17 protein-coding genes are annotated in these 20794 nt (G+C 44.0%); 12 read left to right on the forward strand and 5 right to left on the reverse strand.

Annotated elements, in window-relative coordinates; genetic code table 11:
* Positions 1 to 81 precede the first annotated feature (81 nt).
* Entirely contained in the window at positions 82 to 555 is a 474-nt protein-coding gene (locus CXF65_RS07080) for an OmpA family protein (RefSeq protein WP_227523216.1), read from the forward strand.
* Positions 556 to 632: 77 nt separating this feature from the next.
* Entirely contained in the window at positions 633 to 1349 is a 717-nt protein-coding gene (locus CXF65_RS07085) for an OmpA family protein (protein WP_101211541.1), read from the forward strand.
* Positions 1350 to 1394: 45 nt separating this feature from the next.
* On the opposite strand, the gene CXF65_RS07090 is transcribed toward CXF65_RS07085, so the two are convergent.
* Entirely contained in the window at positions 1395 to 2306 is a 912-nt protein-coding gene (locus tag CXF65_RS07090; RefSeq protein WP_025653121.1) for a lysine exporter LysO family protein, read from the reverse strand.
* A gap of 267 nt (positions 2307 to 2573) precedes the next feature.
* Here CXF65_RS07090 and CXF65_RS07095 point away from each other — a divergent pair, with 267 nt between their 5' ends.
* Genes CXF65_RS07095 through CXF65_RS07105 form a run of 3 tightly spaced genes read left to right on the forward strand, consistent with a single transcriptional unit; the run spans position 2574 to position 7446 of the window.
* On the forward strand, positions 2574 to 5384 hold the full coding sequence (locus CXF65_RS07095) for an alpha/beta fold hydrolase (protein ID WP_101211542.1): 2811 nt from the start codon (positions 2574 to 2576) through the stop codon (positions 5382 to 5384).
* 14 nt (positions 5385 to 5398) lie between these two features.
* Positions 5399 to 6622 carry a patatin-like phospholipase family protein gene (locus CXF65_RS07100; protein ID WP_101211543.1) on the forward strand — a complete coding sequence of 408 codons (1224 nt, stop codon included), beginning with the start codon at positions 5399 to 5401 and terminating at the stop codon, positions 6620 to 6622.
* Between the two features lie 8 nt (positions 6623 to 6630).
* Positions 6631 to 7446, forward strand: coding sequence for an SDR family NAD(P)-dependent oxidoreductase (locus CXF65_RS07105; RefSeq protein WP_157824061.1), 816 nt, complete (start codon positions 6631 to 6633; stop codon positions 7444 to 7446).
* Positions 7447 to 7589: 143 nt separating this feature from the next.
* Here the strand turns inward: CXF65_RS07105 and CXF65_RS07110 are convergent, their stop codons facing one another.
* The 3 genes from CXF65_RS07110 to nadA all read right to left on the reverse strand — a co-directional run bounded on the left by CXF65_RS07110 (position 7590) and on the right by nadA (position 11634).
* Positions 7590 to 8483 (reverse strand): phosphatidate cytidylyltransferase, encoded by an 894-nt coding sequence (locus CXF65_RS07110; protein ID WP_101211545.1) that lies wholly within the window; start codon positions 8481 to 8483, stop codon positions 7590 to 7592.
* 78 nt (positions 8484 to 8561) lie between these two features.
* Entirely contained in the window at positions 8562 to 10493 is a 1932-nt protein-coding gene (nadB, locus tag CXF65_RS07115; protein ID WP_101211546.1) for an L-aspartate oxidase, read from the reverse strand.
* Between the two features lies 1 nt (position 10494).
* Complete coding sequence (nadA, locus tag CXF65_RS07120; RefSeq protein ID WP_101211547.1) at positions 10495 to 11634, reverse strand: quinolinate synthase NadA; 1140 nt, start codon at positions 11632 to 11634, stop codon at positions 10495 to 10497.
* 493 nt (positions 11635 to 12127) lie between these two features.
* On the opposite strand from nadA, the gene CXF65_RS07125 reads away from it, so the two are divergent.
* The 4 genes from CXF65_RS07125 to CXF65_RS07140 all read left to right on the forward strand — a co-directional run bounded on the left by CXF65_RS07125 (position 12128) and on the right by CXF65_RS07140 (position 17016).
* A complete protein-coding gene (locus CXF65_RS07125) occupies positions 12128 to 13228 on the forward strand; it encodes an NUDIX hydrolase (protein WP_101211548.1) in 1101 nt (366 codons plus the stop codon).
* 168 nt (positions 13229 to 13396) lie between these two features.
* Complete coding sequence (nadC, locus tag CXF65_RS07130) at positions 13397 to 14257, forward strand: carboxylating nicotinate-nucleotide diphosphorylase (protein WP_101211549.1); 861 nt, start codon at positions 13397 to 13399, stop codon at positions 14255 to 14257.
* A 267-nt stretch (positions 14258 to 14524) separates the two neighbouring features.
* The gene (locus CXF65_RS07135; protein ID WP_025653130.1) at positions 14525 to 15166 is read left to right on the forward strand and encodes a MarC family protein; all 642 of its coding nucleotides are present in this window, start codon (positions 14525 to 14527) and stop codon (positions 15164 to 15166) included.
* Between the two features lie 467 nt (positions 15167 to 15633).
* The gene (locus CXF65_RS07140) at positions 15634 to 17016 is read left to right on the forward strand and encodes an NAD(P)-binding domain-containing protein (protein WP_025653131.1); all 1383 of its coding nucleotides are present in this window, start codon (positions 15634 to 15636) and stop codon (positions 17014 to 17016) included.
* A 143-nt stretch (positions 17017 to 17159) separates the two neighbouring features.
* Here CXF65_RS07140 and CXF65_RS07145 read toward each other — a convergent pair whose 3' ends face one another.
* Positions 17160 to 17762, reverse strand: a complete 603-nt coding sequence (locus CXF65_RS07145; protein WP_025653132.1) for a LysE/ArgO family amino acid transporter — start codon at positions 17760 to 17762, stop codon at positions 17160 to 17162.
* 724 nt (positions 17763 to 18486) lie between these two features.
* Here CXF65_RS07145 and CXF65_RS07150 point away from each other — a divergent pair.
* The 3 genes from CXF65_RS07150 (at position 18487) to CXF65_RS07160 (ending at position 20680) form a co-directional block, all read left to right on the forward strand.
* On the forward strand, positions 18487 to 19218 hold the full coding sequence (locus tag CXF65_RS07150) for a hypothetical protein (RefSeq protein WP_101211550.1): 732 nt from the start codon (positions 18487 to 18489) through the stop codon (positions 19216 to 19218).
* 110 nt (positions 19219 to 19328) lie between these two features.
* Complete coding sequence (locus CXF65_RS07155) at positions 19329 to 20036, forward strand: hypothetical protein (RefSeq protein WP_101211551.1); 708 nt, start codon at positions 19329 to 19331, stop codon at positions 20034 to 20036.
* 44 nt (positions 20037 to 20080) lie between these two features.
* Positions 20081 to 20680, forward strand: coding sequence for a hypothetical protein (locus CXF65_RS07160; RefSeq protein WP_101211552.1), 600 nt, complete (start codon positions 20081 to 20083; stop codon positions 20678 to 20680).
* Positions 20681 to 20794 lie beyond the last annotated feature (114 nt).

Genomic DNA, 20794 nt, shown 5'->3' on the forward strand with positions numbered 1-20794 from the left:
ACATTTATAACGCTAGCTGGTTGCCAAACGACTGAAATTATACCGCCCAAAACTATACCGCAATATGAAAGCATCAGGACGATGCAAGCGGATATTCTTGATTCAGATGGCGATGGCATATTTGACGATATAGACGAATGCCCAGGTACACCTTTTAACGTGGTGATAGATGAAAGGGGTTGTCCGCATTCCTTACTTTTTGGTGAAAATGAATTTATGATGGAAGCTAGAGCGTATTATGATGAAAATAGCAGTGAGATAAAAAATGAGTATTATGAACAGCTAGATAACGCAGGCAAAAAAATGCAAGATCATTTGGACGCTGTTATGCATATCGAAGGGCACATATCCAAAAGTGAAGACAATAGTGCCAATCAAACATTATCAAGATACCGTGTGGAAGGGATTAAAAATTATATGACCATGAAACATAATATTGATCCTGATCGCATCAAGACCGTTTACTATGGATCAGAGCGCCCAATTGCGACAAATGACGCCGAAAACAGTTGGCTCAACCAGCGTATTTATGCGCTTATTAGCAATGTTGATTAATATATTGAGCGTTTTAAAAAACGTGAAAATGATGACAAATTAAGTGGTAAATTACTCTGGATAAAGAGAGTGTAATAATGACCATGAAAACCCATAGCACGTTGTTGTTACTAGCAGCATCTATAATATCAGCTGGCTGCCAAACGACCGAAATTGTACCGCCCAAAACCATACCGCAATATGAAAATATCAGGACGATGCAGGCGGATAGCGATTTAGATGGCGATGGCGTGCTTGATGCTATAGACGAATGCCCTGAAACGCCACCTAACGTAGTGGTTGACGCTAAAGGTTGTAAAATAATAATTGAGGGCGGTGATGCACTCGAAATGGAGTTTAGGGGATTTTTTCTACCTATAAGCAATCAACTACCTGCTATTTATGATACAGAGTTTATAAAAATAGCAGAAAAAATCAACGAGTATCCAGAAGCCAGTGTTTTTATTTTTGGTCATGCAGCTACCAATGAAATTGATGAAGATGCTTTAGCGACTCTTAGTTTCGATTCTTTATCACGCAATCGCGCTCTTATTATTAAGAACACTTTAGTATTTCAATATAACATCGATGCTAAGCGTATCCGTACTTATGAGTGTTCAAATAAACTATTGGTTAGAGAGACAGATTATATAAACCCTAGTTTTAAAGCACTTAATCTAAAAGGTCTTGAGGCAAAACAGCGCCGCGCCACTTTAATGGCAAGTAGTACCGTCCATGATTTGATGAGTCTTGAATATAAATCTGATATGCAAAGATATGGTGGATACGCCAAGCACTGTGAGTTATTTGAATAACGGTGCAAGTGATGGTTAATGACTGTCAATTATCAAGTTTCAACCTTACCCCAACGCCGAAAATACCACCATTAACACAGGCGAGACAATATTAATAATAAAACCAAAGCTAATCGCCAATGGCACGACTTTTAGACCACCAGATTGCTGAATAATGGGTAAGGTAAAGTCCAAGCTCGTCGCACCGCCAAGTCCTACTGCCGCTGACGGATATTTACGCATAAAGACAGGAATAAATATCAGCGCAAAAAACTCACGTACCAAGTCGTTAAATAGCGCGACACTGCCCCAAACCGCGCCATAAGCATCGGTCATGACGATTGCTGATAGCGAATACCAACCAAATCCTGACGCCAATGCCATTCCCTTCGTCCAAGAGACATCGCTAAACATCAGCGCAAAGAATAAACCACCAACCAATACCGAGAGCGTAAAGATAACGCTCATTTCCACCCCGCGTTTATTAAGCAGCACTTCTTTTAAAGTAATACCCGAGCCCTTTAAGCCAATACCGACTAGCAAAATTAATATCATTAACATCACCGTCATCGTATTTTCGGGTGGCATATAATTTTCTGGCAGGAAGTATCCAATCACCATACCAATCACCACACAAATCACTTGTGCCAAGCTGCCACGGATGCTGACACGGTGCTCTTTAGATTTTACGCTGGGTTTTTTGGCATGCCACGGGCGCAAATGATCGAATAACATCAAGGCAAATAAGCCCGACCCAATCGTCAATATTGATAATATGGTCACATACAGGGCAATCTCGCCTATCTGACTGCCAAGCCCTTCCACTTGCGACAGCTCAATCCCAATCAGCGCTAAGATAATAAATACCAAATAAGACAAGCCTTTATCAGCAAGCTTGGTCATTTTGGGATTGGAGGGGATGGCAAAGCCAATAAACATTGGCATTAATACCAAAACAAGGGTAACTAGGCTTTGCATGATGATGTGCTCGCAGCTTTCGAAGGCATTTTTAGGAAGCTGGGGATTGTATCATATCAAGCTATTAATACTGACATGAGCGACTAAGATTCCTTGTAAAAGCTGACTGTTTAACGACTAAATATTGGGCGTTAAAGTAAGCAACTGAATCACGAAGCCGTAAGTTAGGGTTTTATTCATGATAATTTGACTACTAACAACGTTTACGTATTTACCTAACCAACTTTTGTTGCTACATTAAAGAACTGAATATATTTGGTTCGCCTTATGTCGCTCTATCAGCTCAAGTCTCAATTTCAAGATCAATTGCGTCCCATTAGCGATGCATTGGTTGAGCAAAAGGTTACCGCTAACCAAGTGACCGTATCAGCCATCTTATTGAGCCTTGGTACGGCGTATGTCATTGCTAAACCTGCGCAAAATCAGCCTAGACTCTGGTTGCTGTTGCCATCATCTCTCTTTGTACGCATGGCGCTCAATGCGATCGATGGCATGATGGCACGCGAGCATGGGCAAGCTTCTAAACTTGGCGCAGTGCTTAATGAAGTGGGCGATATCGTGGCTGATACGGCGCTTATCGCAAGTCTTGCCCCGCATGTTGCGAATGATAATGCGCAAGCGTCGACAGTCAATTTACCAAACCGTATATCAATCCATCAGCCACATATTGTCGGTCTAATCGTGCTTAGTATTGGCACTGAATTGCTAGCGATAATTAGTAATAAAAGCTTAAATGTTCGGGCGAATCAAGGGCCTTTGGGCAAAAGTGATCGTGCTTTTGTGCTCGGTGTGCTTGGCACTGTTATGGCAATTAAAGCACCGATCGCGCTATCTCATATGAGAGTAGGACAATTATTTATAGTGACAGAAGCGCTGCTACTTAAAACCTGCCTTAATCGACTGCGTTATATGGCAGAATTATATTTGATGCGTAAACCACCTGTGCTACGCTCAAACCGTTTAGACAGTCTTGAGTCAATACCAGAATCATCGTATCAATCTATTTCGTCTATCGATTGCCAAGCGATTATTGATCAACCTGATACGCTATCTCCCAATACCTTTTCATCAAATTTTCCTTTATTAAATGCCCATCTATCAAACTCTGCTGCTAAAACGTCCCTTTTGGAGTCCCAGACAATGCCTGCTATTTCTGAAAATGCCCAGTCTCCCAATGCCAAAGCTGCTCCAAAGCAGGTTAGCGCTGATCTTAATTTATCATCGTCCGAAGTTGTAAACGGTGAAAGTTGCTACAACGCTTATGATGGCACGGCGATTTATTACCGCTATTGGCTAACGATGCCTTTAGAGGTTATCAAACAAACCAGTCAGCAACACACACAACAGCGCCAAGTCATTCTATTACATCGTGGTCACGAACATTCTGGACGCTTAGCAAAACTTGGGGAACAATTTGCAAAAGCTGGCTATCAAGTATTTGCTTGGGATGCGCGTGGTAATGGGCGCTCAGGTGGTATCAAAGACCATGCCGAAAGCGTCACCGAGCTTGAGCGCGATTTAGACGGTTTTGTGCAACTGGTTATCGGGCAAACAGGCATTGCTATTACCGATACGTTAATCGTCGCCAGCAGTATCGGCGCGGTACTCGCCGCAGCATGGGTACATGATTATGCCCCCAATATTCGCGGGATGATATTGGGTACGCCAGCGTTGAGTATTCGCTTGTACATGCCATTTGCCATACCATCGCTAAAGGTGGCTCGCGCGCTTGGACTGATGTCACGCGTGAGCAGCTACGTCAAGGCGCAAGTCTTAACGCATGATAAAGACGCACAGCAAGCTTATAATGCCGATCCGCTGATATCGAATAGCATCTCGACCGACTTGCTCATCGATACGCATGCAACGGGTCAACGCTTGCTCGATGATGCGGGTGCTATCACCGTGCCAACCTTTATATTATGTGCGGGTAAGGATTACGTGGTCGATAAACAGGCAGAGCGCGATTTTTATGAGGCCATCAATACCACTGATAAACGCTGGCAATTATATCCAGATAGCTACCATGCGATCTTTCATGAGACCAATAAGGCAGACGTCTTCGCGGATTGTATCGATTTCGCTGAGCAGGTATTCAGTACCGATGTTAAAGCGCCTGATTTAAGCGCGGCTCATCTTAATAGTGCCAGTAAAGATAAAGTTGACCGCTTAGCGATTAAACCCTTTAACCCAAGCTTTGCCATTACCCGATTCGCCATGCAAAAATTTGGTCATGTTAGCGACGCGATTGCCACAGGACTGGAGCATGGATTTGATTCGGGTCACTCGCTCGATCATGTTTATTATAATCAGCCGAGCGGTCAAAATAAATTTGGTCAGGCAGTCGATAAGTTTTACTTAAGCAATATTGGTTGGCAAGGGATTCGTATCCGCCGTGAGCATATACTGGAGCTCGCACGTGAAGCTTTAGCAGATATTAAGTCTGGCAATCATAACCAAGCTAGGCAAAACCAAGCTAATCACAACAGCACTGAGTCATTCCAGCCAAAACTACTCGATATCGCTAGTGGGCATGGCTTTTATGCCTTTGACTTATTGACAGAGTTTGAAAGCTTATATGCTGAGCTACGCGATTATGAGCAGCATAATATCCAAGCCTTACAGAAAAAGGCGGAACAGTTAGAGATTGCTGATCGTGTCCTTACTTGTCAAAAAGATGCGTTTGACCCTGCCAGTTATTCTAATATGCAGAAGGGAAGTAACAATGCTAAAGGTCTTGATGATAAAAAATTCGATATCGCTATTGCTTCTGGGGTTTTTGAATTATTTTCTGATAATACGCTCCCTGCCACTGCATTGGCGGGTATTTATGACCGTTTAAAATCTGATGGTTATTTACTTTATACCAATCAGCCTTGGCATCCTGAGCAGGAATTTATTAGTAAAACCCTAAACAATCATCGCGGTAGCAGTTGGGTGATGCGCTGTCGCTCACAAGCGGAAATGGATCAATTGGTTGAGAATGCTGGTTTTAAGAAAGTCGCCATGCGTATCGATCGCTTTGGTATCTTTACCGTGTCGCTAGCGATTAAAACAGCACCAAATGCTGCTCAGTGATAGATGGATAATAGATGAGTGATAAAAGTGCCAAGCCCTTGAACAGTAAAAGTGCCAAGCCTTATGAGCGCGTCCAGCTGTTTTCAGGGGGCGGCTCCCGTTTTGCCTATTATTTAGGCAGTTATGCAGCATTGGTTGCCCATGATTTGACGCCAGATATCATCGTCGGCACTTGCGGTGGTAGTCTGTCGGCTTATTTGGTCAATCTAGCGCCTGACCCCAAGGATTTGCAGGAGCTCATGTGCAGTCGTGAATTATATCGAGTCATTACTGCAATCAGACATGTCGCGCCAGATGAAGCCAATAAACGTTCGAAAATACGTTATATGACGCAGGCACTAAAACGCTGGCGCTTGTCACGGCAAGTTTCTAACCGCCAAAAACAGCAGCAAGCAGATAGCTACGAGCGACTATTAGATGAGTTGCAGCAGTTAGCGATGTTTCGGATAGATAACGAGGGACAATGGCTGGATGAGTTATCCCATTTTTCTGCTAGTAATAGTAATGTTAATAAAATAGCACCAGAGATAGCCATTATTGCCAGCCGACTACATAAAAATTCCAGTCAAACATCTAATCAGATGCCTACTGCTAATAGTTCTGTTTACGATGATTTTAAGTTGCAAGAGTTATTATTTGCGCCACCGCGTTTGGCAGCATCAGAGCACTTTGATGAAATACTTGATTCACCTGCGCATACGTTTGCCGATAGGCGTATTCATCAATCAGTAAATGTCGTAAAGCAGTGGGCATTTAATTCAGCGGTTCGTGCTTCTATGGCAGATATGTATTATCTACCACCGACGCCTATAGACGATTTGGGTTGGTGCTTAGGAGGGGTAATTAATCTCACGCCCATTGAGCTGGCGTGTCAGTTAGGACAGACGGTATTTGCAGAGACCAAGGCAGGTTATGATTCATGGCTGGCGGCACCAGCGATTCAGCGCGTTTTTGGTTTTGACCCCAATGAGCGTTTGGCACAAGTGCATGGTTATCAGCCAATGGAAACGTCATCACTTGTGGAGTCAGAAAGAAATAGCCGTCAATTGCATTGGTTACCCTTTGCAGATAATGGCCAACAGTTGGCAGGACAGCATGTACAAAAGCGTTTTAATATCAGGCAAATGACCGTTGAACTCATTCACAGTGATTATGATGGCTTTGTACAGCAAATGCAGGCGCAGTGGCAGTATGGCTATCAGCGTACGGTCAACTATATACAACAGCATGGGCTATGAACTCGCAAATGAAAGACCTTACACAATCTAATTCAACTCATCAGCCATCGCATATCATCGTCTTTGGTGGTACGAGCGGACTTGGCTTGGCATTGGCGCTGCATCATCAGGCGCTTGGCTGGCAGGTGAGTGTCGTTGGCCATAGTATGGAGAAAATAACCCATATCAAAAAGCAACACTCTAATATCAATACTCATTGTTGTGATTTAACGGATAGCGTGCAAACACAAAGTTTGTTAGAGAGCTTGTCAGATGTTAGTTTTCAAAGAGTGATTTATAGTGCGGGCAGTTACACCAATGAGCGCGTCCACCATCTTAGTCAAGTGGACAGCGATCAAATGCTAGCGATTAATTTGCAAGCGTTTGAGCAGGTTTTTAGATGGGCAAGTGAGCAGTTAAAGCGCCAAAGCTATCCATCAGATTTCAACGAAAACAACAGACGAAGCCTGATTTGTATCGCCTCTATCGCCGGTATTATGGATTATCCTTATACCAGTCTTTATGCCAAAAGCAAACGCGCGATGATTGCGATTGCTAGCGCTTATCGAGCGGCACTTTCGCCTTATCATATTCAAGTCAACTGCATCGCCTCGGGCTATATCGATACCCAAGCCTTACGCGATTTAAATAACGGTGATGCCAGCCATAAGCCCTTTATAATGACGACTCAAACAGCAATTGACCATATCATGCAAGCGATTGATAACGATATTGAGCTCGCCATATTTCCACGCTCCATGCGCTATATTACTCGGGCGCTCAATCATTTCCCTAAGCCTGTGCTTAACTGGATATTGCGTAGTAAATTGGATAAACCTAGTTGATATACTAAATAAAAGAAAGACAACTATTATAACGTGCTACTGGTATCCATTTTTCTTGCTTGCTGTGCCTACGCCGACAGAGGCTGCGAATAATTCATCCTAGTAGCACTATATTCATTTAAAAGTGGATCGACTTTAACCGCTTACCCAAGCAGCCAATAAAACAAGGTAAATAGCGGCACACCAATGAGCAAGCTATCCACTCTATCTAATACGCCGCCATGTCCGGCAAGCATCGTACCCGTATCTTTTACCCCGTGCTGACGTTTAAAGGCGGATTCTAATAAGTCTCCAGCGATACCACTGACCGCTAAGCCATAAGCGGCTAATGAGCATACCAACCAACTAAACGGCGTGAGCCAAATGCCTAATAGCGTTGCCAATACTGCCGCGAGCATACTACCGAAAAGAGCGCCCTCGATACTTTTATTCGGGCTAATGGTTGGGGCAAGACCGCGCTTAAACAGCTTGTGACCAAGCAATTGTCCACATAAATACTGGGCAATATCATTAAATTGACTGGCGAATAATACAAAAAATAAAACGCCATACTGCTCGCGTTGCCAGATTAATTGTTGTAAGGCAATGAGACTGATAATCAGTGCGATAAAAGCAAAACTAAAGACTAGGTCTAATAGATTTAAACGTGTGTAAGCTTGAGTAGAATGGTTAGGAGTTTTGCTAAAAGGCTGAGTATTTGCTTGTAAACCGCGCGCTTGGAGCTTGTGAATCAGCACAGCTTTGTTGCGCAGACACCATAAGCGTTTGATCTCATAACAGCCACGCAGACCAATTAAGACGAAAAAGGCGATGAGTAACCACTGGTATGGGTAGGTAGGAGGCTGTGAGGGCTGGCTATTATCAGTTATCTTAGCGATAACATAACAAGCGCAAAGCGCTGCTAGCATCAGCCACCACGAGCGGGCAATCAAATAAATTTTCGGTAAGCGCTGACGCAAGCGAGGTAGGGCAAGCATTGCCCACGTCAAACTGACGACCATCATAAGTCCGATCACAAACTGTAAATCAGTAGCCATATTTTTAGCACTTTGAGGTCAATAAAGAACGGCAATTTACCGTTTTGTCATGATTAGAGTGGCAACCTTTAATTGCTGTTAGACGTTAGCAACTGTATGTGCTGATCCAACCTCTGTGTCATCGATTATAGGCTGAACCAACCAACCAATGCCACCCTCTTTGTCACCTGCTTTGTCATCATCTATCAACTTCGATAATGGCGCAATCACACTGGTCCGAGGTGTAGATGCCAAATGTGGATAGTCTTGACGATAATGACCACCGCGACTCTCATAACGCTGATAAGCTGACTGAATAACCAATGTGGCTAATTGTAATTGTCGTGCTAATTGAAAGTATCTCAGGTTGGCAAGGGTAGGTGTATCGCTCTTACTCTCACTACTGAGGTTGGTTGAATGAGACTTGAGGTATCTAAGCTGATGCTGCCAACTTTCTATCTGTATCAAGGCTTGTTCTAATTGCCCAGCCCTGCGAGTAATGCCCATATTATTGGTCATCAATATCTTTAGCTGTGCGGTTATTTCGCTAATGTCAGCCTCTATATTGTCATTAACATTGTCATTCGCCTTGCTTCCATATGAAGGAGATACAGGTAAATTAGACAGTGGTAGTATGACGGCCTGAGCGTCTTTAAGCGTTGGTGGTGTCCAAATAGTAGTCCCTGATAAATTTAAGTGATCATAAATGGCAACGGTATCTAGATTTTCTAATGCTTTCAAATAGTGCGGCAAGTCAGCAGCAATATTGCGCCCAACCACCACGCATTCCAAAAGTGAATTACTCGCCAAGCGATTCGCACCATGCAGACCAGTATAGGCAACTTCGCCTGCAGCATATAAACCTATCACATCGGTCAAACCATTGGCACAGGTTATCACACCGCCACAACTGTAATGAGCGGTAGGGGCAACGGGGATAGGTTGTTTCGTGATATCGATGCCAAGCTCTAATAGTGTTTGATAAATCTGTGGAAAGTGCTCTCGTAAAAATTGTTCTGGCAAATGGCTGACATCCAGATGCACGTAGCCAAGACCATTATTACTGATCTGCTCAGCGATGGCGCGCGCGACGATATCGCGCGGTGCCAATTCCGCTCGCTCGTCAATCTCTAACATAAAGCGCTTGCCAGTTTGCGGACAAGTCAGCCGTCCACCTTCACCGCGTAGTGCTTCGGATATTAGAAAGCTACTGTCATCTAATGCCAAACCGGTCGGATGAAATTGGATAAACTCTAAATTTGCTAAGCGGCAGCCTGCTTGCCATGCCATCATAACCCCGTCGCCGACACAGACATTTGGCGCGCTGGCACGTTTAAACAGTTGCCCCAAGCCACCACTGGCTAAGACAACGGCACGACTGTGAAACGTAAGCTGTCGTTGATGAGTATGATCAAAAATAAGCGCCCCTTGGCATTGCTTATTTGGATTGGCGCTATTCGTTAAAAGGCTGAGCGCCTCATGAAACGGTAAAACATTAATGTTGCTTGCTGCTTTTACCTTTATTGTTAAAGCTTCCATAATGTGTCGACCGGTCGCGTCATCCGCATGTGCGACCCGCCTACAACCATGTCCGCCTTCTTTGGTTAAATGTAAGTCGGCAGTTTGTAATTCAGTCTGTAGTTCGGTGACAGGTTTTGCATTATCTGCTTGCGGTATCTGGGTAAAAGGAACGCCTTGCTCGCACAGCCATTGCACTGCTTGTTGTCCGGCACTTAAAATGCTACTGGTATTGTCAGCTTCGCATAGGCCTGCGCCAGCGATTAAGGTGTCAGCGATATGGTCAGCGACAGAGTCCTCTTTATCCAAGCTTGCCGCGATACCGCCTTGAGCATAATGGCTTGAGCAAACCTCCAAGCTGGCTTTGCTGAGTACGGTAATATTCAGTGATTTTGGTAATGCTAGAGCCGTGCTTAAGCCTGCTAATCCCGCACCAATAATAAGCACATCCGTTTGTACCATAGCAGCAGGGCTATTAGCACCTAATAATTCCGCTGTAAATACCGCGCTCATATTAGGCAGCCCCGACATTGGCGAACAGCTCGCGGTCTTTGACAATATCGCCGCTCGCTGCCACACGTTGCTTTTGCGCTTCGGCAAAATCAAGCATACGTTGCAAGGGCTTTTTAGCCGCGACTGCCAGCTCAGGCGTCATTAATACCTCACCGCTATGATGCGTTAAGCACTGCTCAATACCTTTTAGGCCATTCATTGCCATCCATGGGCAAAATGCACAGCTTTTACAGCTGGCGCTTTCACCAGCCGTCGGTGCGGCTAAGAAGCGTTTGTTTGGCGAGCGCTTTTGCATTTCATGCAAGATACCTAAGTCGGTGGCGACGATAAAGGTATCGGCATCCATCTCATAAGTTGATTGCAATAATTTGCTAGTAGAGCCGACCACATCGGCCAGTGCTACGACGCTATCAGGCGATTCAGGATGTACCAATACTTTGGCATCTGGATGATCTTGTTTTAATTGCAGCAGTTCGGTCGCTTTAAACTCGTTATGTACGAGGCACGAACCTTGCCAGAGCAGCATATCTGCGCCCGTCTCTTTAGCAATATATTTACCCAAATGGCGATCGGGGCCCCAAATAATTTTTTCACCATTAGTATGCAAATGGCGAATGATGTCGATGCCAACCGATGACGTCACCACCCAATCGGCACGGGCTTTCACAGCAGCACTGGTATTGGCATAAACTACGACGGTACGCTCAGGGTGAGCATCACAAAATGCGGAAAACTCATCAGCAGGGCAGCCCAAATCGAGCGAGCACTCGGCTTCCAAGTCTGGCATCAGTACGGTCTTCTCCATACTTAAAATTTTTGCCGACTCACCCATAAAGCGGACGCCAGCGACCACTAGGGTTTGCGCACTGTGCGCTTGTCCAAAGCGCGCCATCTCGAGCGAATCACCCACGCAACCGCCAGTTGCTAATGCCAAATCCTGAATAAAGGGATCGACATAATAATGGGCGACCAATACCGCATTATGTTCTTTCAACAATTGCTTGATATTTTCTTCAACCGCAAGCCGTTCAGCACGTGGTAAGTCTGCTGGCATTTTAGCTTTGGCATATTCAACATTCATTTGAGTGGCAATGCGAGTGTCATTGCTCATGATGGGCGCGTCGTAAGGATAAGTTTTCATAAATGCAAACCTTTTAGGCAGTAACGACAAGCAATATGTCGCGAAAAACAAGTCAATTAGAGACAGCTGGCGAATCAGATGTTTTAATTATGCTCATTTTGAGCATAAATACAAGTGTTTTTTATAACTTGATTTCAAAATAATATTTATTTTTACAGAATTTTCCTAGGGCGTGTCCTCATTTTAAAAATGGTGATAAAAATGAGGTGAATTGCAGTCAAACAAGGAAAATAGTGCAGACAATATCGAGATATTACCTAGCTATTTGACGATGCTTGGCAAGATTTAACCGTTTTTAGCCCATTTAGATTGCTATCGGTTGAATTGAGGACACGCCCTAATGATTGTTGGTATCCAACTCTTTCAACCCCTTATAATTACAACCGCAGGCTATGATAGTTTTAGATTCACGTTATACTGAGCACTATTGTCAGAGTTGCATATGACGAGCTCATCATTCCATTCATATAATCAAAGGATCGTTGCTAAAGTCATGACGTTGTCTTATTCACATGCACATCAACAGGGAAGTGGTACCACTGAGGTGGTCGCGGTGTTAGTTGCGATTACCGACCACAGCGCCCGGGTCTTAACAGTGGATCAAGGCAAACTCTTGCCCAATGGCCCTTTGATGCCGTTGCATCGCTCCTTGCAAGCAGGTGTACGGCAATGGGTGGAAGAGCAAACGCAGCAGCCGCTTGGTTATCTAGAGCAGTTATATACCTTTGTAGATACCAATAGACGCAATGTTGACGGTCATGCACTGGTGTATGTGAGCTATCTGGGTCTGGTGCAAGAGACACAAATGCAAGCACGCCAAAGTCAGGCGCTATGGCGAGATTGGTATGATTATTTTCCATGGGAAAATCACTTGGATGGGACGCCTAGCATCATTCTGGATTACATCGTGCCGGCGTTATTGGACTGGGCAAACGCTGGGTCTGATGAGGTCATTCAGCAGCGTCGCCGTCAGCGTATTGGCTTATGCTGGGGCTTAACGGCAGCATCTATCGCTGACGATACAGATATTGAGAATGCCAGCGCAGCAAGTCATGACAAGGCTTATGAGAGTAGAGAGTGGGTCGCTGAGCATGTACTGCTACGCTATGAGATGCTGTACGAAGCAGGACTGATACCTGAAGCACCGACATATCCACCCAGTTATCAGCTCAATTATCAACTCAATGAGCAAACCTCTCAGCAGCTTGCTTCTTATCAATCTACTTCTCATCAACCTAAGCTGCCTACCGATTGGTCGCAGCTGATTGGCGTGCCCATGTATTACGATCATCGTCGCGTGATTGCGACGGCCATCTCTAGATTGCGCGCAAAGATTGAATACCGACCGCTTATCTTTGGCTTAATGCCAGACGTTTTTACCTTGTCACAATTACAACAAAGCGTTGAAGCCTTATCAGGGGTGCGCCTGCACAAGCAAAACTTCCGCCGTCTGCTCGATGCGCAAAACCTTGTCATGGAAACCGGTCAGAGTAGTAGCGCTCAGCGCGGTCGCCCTGCCAAGCTTTACCGTTTCCGTCATGATATCGAGCTACAAAGCTTGCTAATGGACAGCAAATTGCCTAAACGAAAATAGAATCAACTGCATAAGTCTTCCTATACTGACGCTAAATACTCATATCAATGCTAAATCAGATTATTTGATTTTATAAATTTGCCCTCTTTTCTTGCGAGGCTTTGCACTTTGCGCTATATTTATGCTCATTTTGAGTTTAAATCATTAAAATTTATATAAGGGTTAAAGATGACAGTTGCACGAGAGCCAGCGTTGGATGAAGTATTGCTTAAACCCTTGGTTGAGGCTGCCCTAACCGAAGACTTGGGTCGACGCGGAGATGTCACATCACAAGCCACCATTCCCGCCGATATGCAGGCGCAGCTCCAGATTAAAGCGCGGCAAGCCGGCGTGATATGTGGTATGGACTTGGCGCGTTTATCGTTTGCCTTGGTTGATGCACAGATAGCGTTCATCGCTCAAGTTACCGATGGTGAGAGAGTTGAAGCAGATACGGTATTGGCTATCGTGCGTGGTAATGCGCGTCATCTATTGACGGCAGAGCGTACTGCATTGAACTTTATGACCCATCTGAGTGGCATTGCGACGGCAACACGGCAGATTGTTGACAGTGTGGCAGAGTATCCGGCGCAAATTACTTGTACGCGCAAGACCATTCCTGGCCTGCGTATCCTCCAAAAGTACGCCGTACGCTGCGGCGGTGGTCGCAATCATCGCTTGGGCTTAGATGACGCCATTTTAATTAAAGACAATCATATTGCTATCGCTGGTGATATCAAGACCGCTATTCAACAAGCGCAAAATTTCGCTGGGCATTTAATTCCCATTGAAGTAGAGGTGGATACGCTAGAGCAATTAGCGCAAGCACTAGACGCTGGTGTGAGTTTGGTGCTATTAGACAATATGTCCCCTGAGATATTGTCGCAGGCGGTGGCCATGTGTAAAGGTCGTGCCAGAACAGAAGCCTCTGGCGGCATCACCCCTGAAACGGTGCAAGCAGCCGCAAAAACGGGCGTTGATTTTATCGCTATGGGCTATTTAACGCATAGCACTACTGCGCTAGATATTGGTCTGGATTTTAGCGCGTAGTTTTCAATACCCCTGTCTTAACACGACTTGTTTAACCATTAGTCTTCATCAGATTATCCACCCACCAAATGACTGCTGAGCGGTCGGGGGTCAGCCACTATTTTCGCTGATATACTGGTGTCAGAAAGGTAAGCAAAGTTAATGATTTAATTAGCTTATCTGCCTATGCTACAATGCCACTGCTAACCGCCTATTGGGTCATCGTTGCACTCGCACGATGGCCTTATCTTTTTGCCCAAGTTTTATCGATAGACAAGCGAGCGCTCAGTGAATACTGAAATCATCAAAATTATCTTAGCTTTTGTGGTATTGATCAATCCGTTTAGCGCCTTGACGTTATTTTTGGACTTGACTCGTGGTTATTCAATGAATAATCGCCGCAAAGTGGCACGCGTTGCTTGCTTGACTATTTTTATTACCATCAGCTTTTTTACGATAGCAGGTGAAACGCTACTAAAAGCCTTGGGTATCTCTATCGGCTCGTTCCAGCTGGCGGGCGGTATATTGGTATTTTTGATTGCCTTGAATATGATGAATGGCGACGGGAATCCCGTTAAGCCTGACCAAGAAAACTTCGATGTCGATCATGTACAAGACTCGCCGCCGACGATGGCTGCTGCAGTAGTGCCATTGGCAATCCCTATGATGATTGGACCGGGTGGTATCTCCACAGTTATTATTTATTCTTCACAAGTTTCTGGTATTTTGCGGGTATCAGCGGTATTAATCGCCGGCTTATTAATCAGTCTCTTTTGTTATTTGGCATTGATGGCAGCAGGTCGTATCAGCCGTCTATTGGGTGATACTGGGCTTAATATTATGAGCCGAATCATGGGGATGCTACTGGCTGCGGTCTCTATCGAAATTATTGTCAGTGGACTGCGCACCTTATTTCCCGATTTAGTCTAATTACTTGTTTTTTCGACATTTCATTTCCAACATTCCAACTATCATTCTCAGGCCATTTAGGCTCTTGCGTTCAGATTGAGCACACGCTCTAGGCTGTGTAACACATATACAGTCTATCTTCGCTTAGCAAACCCCTCCAACAGTATTAATCCAGATAAACCGATATTTACTGAACACCTTAATGTTACAAGACTAAACTTTGAATAGAGTCTATCTTTTATAGTCAAAATATCTTAAAAAAGCGATGGTATTGCTGATATCAATGTTTTGTAGTCTTTGTCTGCGCAGGCACAGCAAGCAACGAAAGTGGATATCAGTAGTACGTGCTGGTTCGATATCACTTTTTACTCACTATAAATGGTAGTTGTGTCTTCAATAATCATTATTAATTACCAAAAGTACTGCCAAAAACGCCATTAATGAAAGTATGTTATAATAGATATACATTATTTTTATGGGAGTTAATCTTGAGTAACAAAAGAATTGCTATTTTAGGAGCAGGTCCAAGTGGTTTGGCGCAATTACGAGCCTTTGAAGCGGCTCGTTTAGCTGGTGCGACAGATTTACCTGAGATCATCTGTTATGAAAAGCAAAATGCTATCGGTGGCATGTGGAATTACAGTTGGCGTACTGGATTAGATAGAAACGGTGAACCCGTTCACGGCAGTATGTACCGCTATTTATGGTCAAACGGCCCTAAAGAATGCTTAGAGTTTGCCGATTATTCGTTTGATGAGCATTTTGGTGAAGCGATCCCCTCATACCCACCACGTGAAGTCCTAAAAGACTACATCATGGGGCGCATCGATAAGCAAGACATTCAAAAGTACATCCGTTTTGAATGCCCAGTACGTTGGGTATCATTCGATGATGAAACGCAAAAATTCACCGTGACGGTGATGAATCATAAAAGCGGTGAGCAAGAAGTTGAAGAGTTTGATTACGTCGTGGTTGCGACCGGTCATTTTTCCACACCAAACATGCCTTACTTCGAAGGATTAGAAGCGTTCCCCGGTCGTATTCTACACGCCCATGACTTCCGTGATGCACTAGAGTTTAAAGATGAAGATATCTTACTTATCGGTAGCAGTTATTCTGCTGAAGACATTGGCACGCAGTGCTACAAGTATGGCACCAAGTCAGTTACTATCAGCTATCGCACGCAAGCACTCGGCTATGACTGGCCAGAGGGCATTAAAGAAGTGCCTTTAGTCACCCATTTTGAAGATGATGTGGCACACTTTGCTGATGGTACTAGTCAAAAATTCGACGCCATCATTATGTGCACAGGCTATTTGTTTCACTTCCCCTTTATGCCAGATGAGTTACGTTTGCAAACGCACAACTGCTTATATCCAGCCAATTTGTATAAAGGTATCTTTTGGCAGCCCAATCCAAAGCTTATTTATCTGGGTATGCAGGATCAGTATTTCACCTTTAATATGTTCGATGCGCAAGCGTGGTATGCCCGCGATGTGATGGTGGGTGATATCGAATTGCCTGATTTGGCGACTCGTGAAGCAGATGAGCAAGAGTGGTTGGCAACTTATGCAAAGTGTGCGACAGTCAGTGATTCGATCGACTTTCAAGCCGCTTATATTCGTGACTTAACCAATGCGACCGATTACCCAGAGTTTGCGGTAGAGAAGCAGGGCGAAATCTTAAAGGAATGGCAAAAAGACAAAGCCGACAATATCATGACCTTTAGAGAAAAGGCCTATCGTTCTACGTTGACAGGTACGTTATCGCCTGAGCTACCAGAGCCTTGGCTGGATGTCCTTGATGATTCCCTAGAGCACTTTTTGAACCTAACCTTTGTTAAACCTAAAAAGCGTAAAAAAGCTTCATAAATAACAAGTGCGAACTAAAAAAGCCAAACACGTTTATACAATATGTTTGGCTTTTTTGCTTTAAAGAAGCAGTGTCATCTTTTAAGCTAAAAATCTGTATTTGTGTAGCTATTTTACGGCTTTGACATATTGGTTTTAATATATTAGCTCTGGTATAAATGCCAAGCCAAATACAACATCAATAACCCTACCAAGGCATCGAGTATGTTCCAAGCTTTTGGCTTGGCAAACAAGGGTCTGAGTAAGCGTGCACTATAGCCTAGCGCGAAGAAGAAAAAGAACGAGGCGCTGACAGCACCAACGGCAAAGGCCAGTTTGCTACTTGCGCCTGTTGAAACCATGCCGACGAGTACCAAGGTATCTAGATAGACGTGTGGATTGAGCCAAGTAAAACCAAAACAGAGTAACAAGGCTTTTTTTAAGCTGGTAACAACTTGTCCATCGACAGTGAGCGCGTGTGATAAGCGCACACTGGCATACAGACTTTGGATGCCATAGCCTAGCAAAAATATGACGCCAGCAATTTTGGCAATATTGACGGCTTGCGGGTACTGAGCCGTGACTGCGCCAAAGCCCGCGACGCCAGCAGAGATTAAAAACGCATCGCTCACTGCGCAGAATAGACAGATAAAAAATATGTGCTCGCGTTTGAGTCCTTGTTTAAGGACAAAGGCATTCTGTGAACCAATCGCGATGATGAGCGAAAGCCCTAGCAAAAATCCAGAGGTGTAGTCGGTCGCATTCATAGTTATTTACTTGGGGTCTGTTAAATATTCAAATATTAGGACTGCTGATCGCTAAAATGGTTCCAAACCTTTTATCAAATCAGGCGTATACCGACGTTAATGTCTAGACCTTAGCGAGGTTTACAACGACGTTTGGGGCGATTTTAGCATCAGCCTTTCAGGGCAGGACTATTTTTTGCCAATATATTGTGAAATTTTCTAACTTAGAATGACTAAGTGTCCAAAATTTCCCTGCATATTGTCTAGGGCGTGTCCTCAATTCAACCGATAGCAATCTAAATGGGCTAAAAATGGTTAAATCTTGCCAAACATCGTCAAATAGCTGATTAATATCCCGATATTATTTGCGCTATTTTCCTCATTTGACGGCAATTCACCTCATTTTTATCACCATTTTTAAAATGAGGACACGCCCTAAAAAATAGCCACTGCCAGTGCCACATTTGAATGTACAACAGAGCCTAATATTAAAGACCAAAACGTTGACGTTTGCTTACTGGCAGCAGGCTAAAAAACTGTTAAGATAAGTCATCGAGTTATTGAATGCAATAGCATCAACTCACAATAGCAGTAGTAAAATTAAAAAACTGAGTATAGAGCGATAAGTACTACTGAGAGTGCGGCTGATATTTTATTGTCTGTATAGACGTCGCTGTATGGTAGGTAGGCGTGAGTAATAAATGGGTGAGGGGCAGAGTAAAACATGGTCGTAAGTTTGACAAGAATGTTACAGTCATTTGGGCAAGCTCAAGATGACCTGCCAGCCATAGCTGCCAAAAATGCTCAGGCAACGGCTATCAGTCAAGATATAGAGGTGACTGATAACAATGATAAAAACAATCAAGCGGTCAGTCAGCGTTCTGTGCTGACGCCTCCTGAGCGTGCCGATCGTATTTGTGAAGCGTTATCGCAAGTCAATGACATTCGCTCGCCCACGCCACTGACCGACCGCTATTTGTCCAATCGCGCTGCGATGCGACCGACCAATAGACCACCTTTTGATCCCGATACCTTGTGGTATCTCAAACATGGACGCTGTCCGATTATGACTGAGCTTGTTGATGTGGTCGATGAAGCCACCCTAAATGCCATGCCTATTGAGGCCGTTGCGATACTAGACCGTATTAACGGCAAGCTCAAGCGCTACCGTGAGTGGAGCAGTGAGCTGAACGAGCAGCAACAGCAGCAACATAACGAGCGTCAGTTTGTCATTGATAAACTCATATCCGAGAGCATTCCAGAAGCGCTACACCATTATGAACAGCTACAGCGCTTTAGCCCGCATCGTACCAAAAATACCATGGTGCAAGGAAAGATGACCGCAGGTGATATGTTGACTGATTTGTTTTTAGAGATTGATTATGAGCTTGATGAATTGCTAGACGAGCTACACCAAACGGTGATGAACAAACTTGCTTCTACCCATCGTTATGTCAAAAGTCGTACGCAAAGCTGAATGGTAGTATTTGCACTCGTTCTGTGACTGCTATAAACATCATTAAAAATAATAATAAACTTGCTAGATCATTCTGCTAAATCATTTTATTCAACCATTAGGACACTCCAATGACCCAAGTAACTGCGATGCTCGTGATGTTTGTTTTATATGGGGTGTTACCAGTAGCAGGGTTATATCTAGGATATCGTGGTATCAAAAAAGTGACCGCACCTAAAATGCTGGAATACAAAGCAATGCCGCAGCTAGGTTATATCCCCGAAAAAAGCTTGCCCGTTGAAGTTAAAACAGCCCTTGAGCAAATCAATGAAAAAGGGGAGAAGCTGCGGGTCATTTATGGTGATACCAACAATGATGGCAAGATAGACGATAAAGATACGGTCAATGAAACCTATATCATGATTCAAAATTTGATGGACAGGCATGTACCACAAGCAGTGGCTGACTATCGACGCTTGCATGATTTAGATATGGGGGACGGCGCGCTTGCTGATAGTACTAAGATTAAGCACTCTAACGTCACTGGAAAAGAAGCGTTACTAGACGTGTTGCGCACCATCAATACGCAATTTGACGATTTATTAAATGCCTCCTACCATCAAGACGGCCAAAAGCTACTGGCGACCAATCGATATTTACAACAACGTTTTAATAATCCTGCTATTACTACCGATATTCAAAAGCTCAATAACGATGTTAATAGGGTTAATAGGGTTAATAGTGTCAGTGATGCTGATACTAAGGTAAAAAGCCAAGCAATTGAAAGTCCAACTGGCGCCAATGACGGACAGGTGAGTGCTGAGGATATCAAACTGTAAATAAAGGCAAAGTCGTATGGTTAAAAGATGAAGGGTAAGCGTATATGAGCATCTTGATAGGCATTGGCATTGTGACGACGGTGACCACCTTCTATTTAGGTAGGAAAGGCTGGCAAGCGTTGCATAAAGCCGTCGGTATCACCCCAGGGGTGCCCACTTATCAAGATTATGATGCACCGTTATCACTATCTACGTTGTCACCATCTGCGTTGTTATCTACCATACATTGGCAACAGCTAACATTGAATACAGAACATCTAAAAGTTTTGTCCGAGCCACAGTTGCGTCAATTAAAAGGTATCGACGAAAAGGTAAACAGCTATCATAATTACCAAAAAGAGCAGCAAGCGCAACATAAAACGCCTGAATTCACAGAGTCGCAGTTTGTGCTGCACAAACTCTTGCATACTCGCTTGCCTGAGACGCTTGCCAGTTATTATTATCTAACGAAGGCCGATATAAGCACTACCAATATAAGCACTAACAATGTGAGTAATGGCAAAAAAGCGGAAGCCAATGAGTTATTACAGCAGGTATTCAACAATATTGAGAGTCGCCTAGATATATTATTAGCGCAGGAGGAGACGCAGCATTTACAAGACTTACGAGTGATGACACGTTATATGGATAGTCATCGTAGCTAAATCCTGAGTTGGTAAAGTGCTTATAAAAACGCATAAAAAAGCTGCCCATAATGAATATTCATGATGGGCAGCTTTTTTATGGTTTACGCTAAATCTAGCAACGACTTAACATAA

The organism is Psychrobacter sp. Sarcosine-3u-12 (assembly GCF_002836005.1).
GTDB classification, from domain to species: domain Bacteria; phylum Pseudomonadota; class Gammaproteobacteria; order Pseudomonadales; family Moraxellaceae; genus Psychrobacter; species Psychrobacter okhotskensis.

Bases quoted from the DNA above. Each gene is read 5' to 3' on its own strand.
- CXF65_RS07080 (WP_227523216.1), top strand. From the start codon at position 82: ATGCAAGCGGATATTCTTGATTCAGATGGCGATGGCATATTTGACGAT.
- CXF65_RS07085 (WP_101211541.1), top strand. From the start codon at position 633: ATGACCATGAAAACCCATAGCACGTTGTTGTTACTAGCAGCATCTATA.
- CXF65_RS07090 (WP_025653121.1), bottom strand. From the start codon at position 2,306: ATGCAAAGCCTAGTTACCCTTGTTTTGGTATTAATGCCAATGTTTATT.
- CXF65_RS07095 (WP_101211542.1), top strand. From the start codon at position 2,574: ATGTCGCTCTATCAGCTCAAGTCTCAATTTCAAGATCAATTGCGTCCC.
- CXF65_RS07100 (WP_101211543.1), top strand. From the start codon at position 5,399: ATGAGTGATAAAAGTGCCAAGCCCTTGAACAGTAAAAGTGCCAAGCCT.
- CXF65_RS07105 (WP_157824061.1), top strand. From the start codon at position 6,631: ATGAAAGACCTTACACAATCTAATTCAACTCATCAGCCATCGCATATC.
- CXF65_RS07110 (WP_101211545.1), bottom strand. From the start codon at position 8,483: ATGGCTACTGATTTACAGTTTGTGATCGGACTTATGATGGTCGTCAGT.
- nadB (WP_101211546.1), bottom strand. From the start codon at position 10,493: ATGAGCGCGGTATTTACAGCGGAATTATTAGGTGCTAATAGCCCTGCT.
- nadA (WP_101211547.1), bottom strand. From the start codon at position 11,634: ATGAAAACTTATCCTTACGACGCGCCCATCATGAGCAATGACACTCGC.
- CXF65_RS07125 (WP_101211548.1), top strand. From the start codon at position 12,128: ATGACGTTGTCTTATTCACATGCACATCAACAGGGAAGTGGTACCACT.
- nadC (WP_101211549.1), top strand. From the start codon at position 13,397: ATGACAGTTGCACGAGAGCCAGCGTTGGATGAAGTATTGCTTAAACCC.
- CXF65_RS07145 (WP_025653132.1), bottom strand. From the start codon at position 17,762: ATGAATGCGACCGACTACACCTCTGGATTTTTGCTAGGGCTTTCGCTC.
- CXF65_RS07150 (WP_101211550.1), top strand. From the start codon at position 18,487: ATGTTACAGTCATTTGGGCAAGCTCAAGATGACCTGCCAGCCATAGCT.
- CXF65_RS07155 (WP_101211551.1), top strand. From the start codon at position 19,329: ATGACCCAAGTAACTGCGATGCTCGTGATGTTTGTTTTATATGGGGTG.
- CXF65_RS07160 (WP_101211552.1), top strand. From the start codon at position 20,081: ATGAGCATCTTGATAGGCATTGGCATTGTGACGACGGTGACCACCTTC.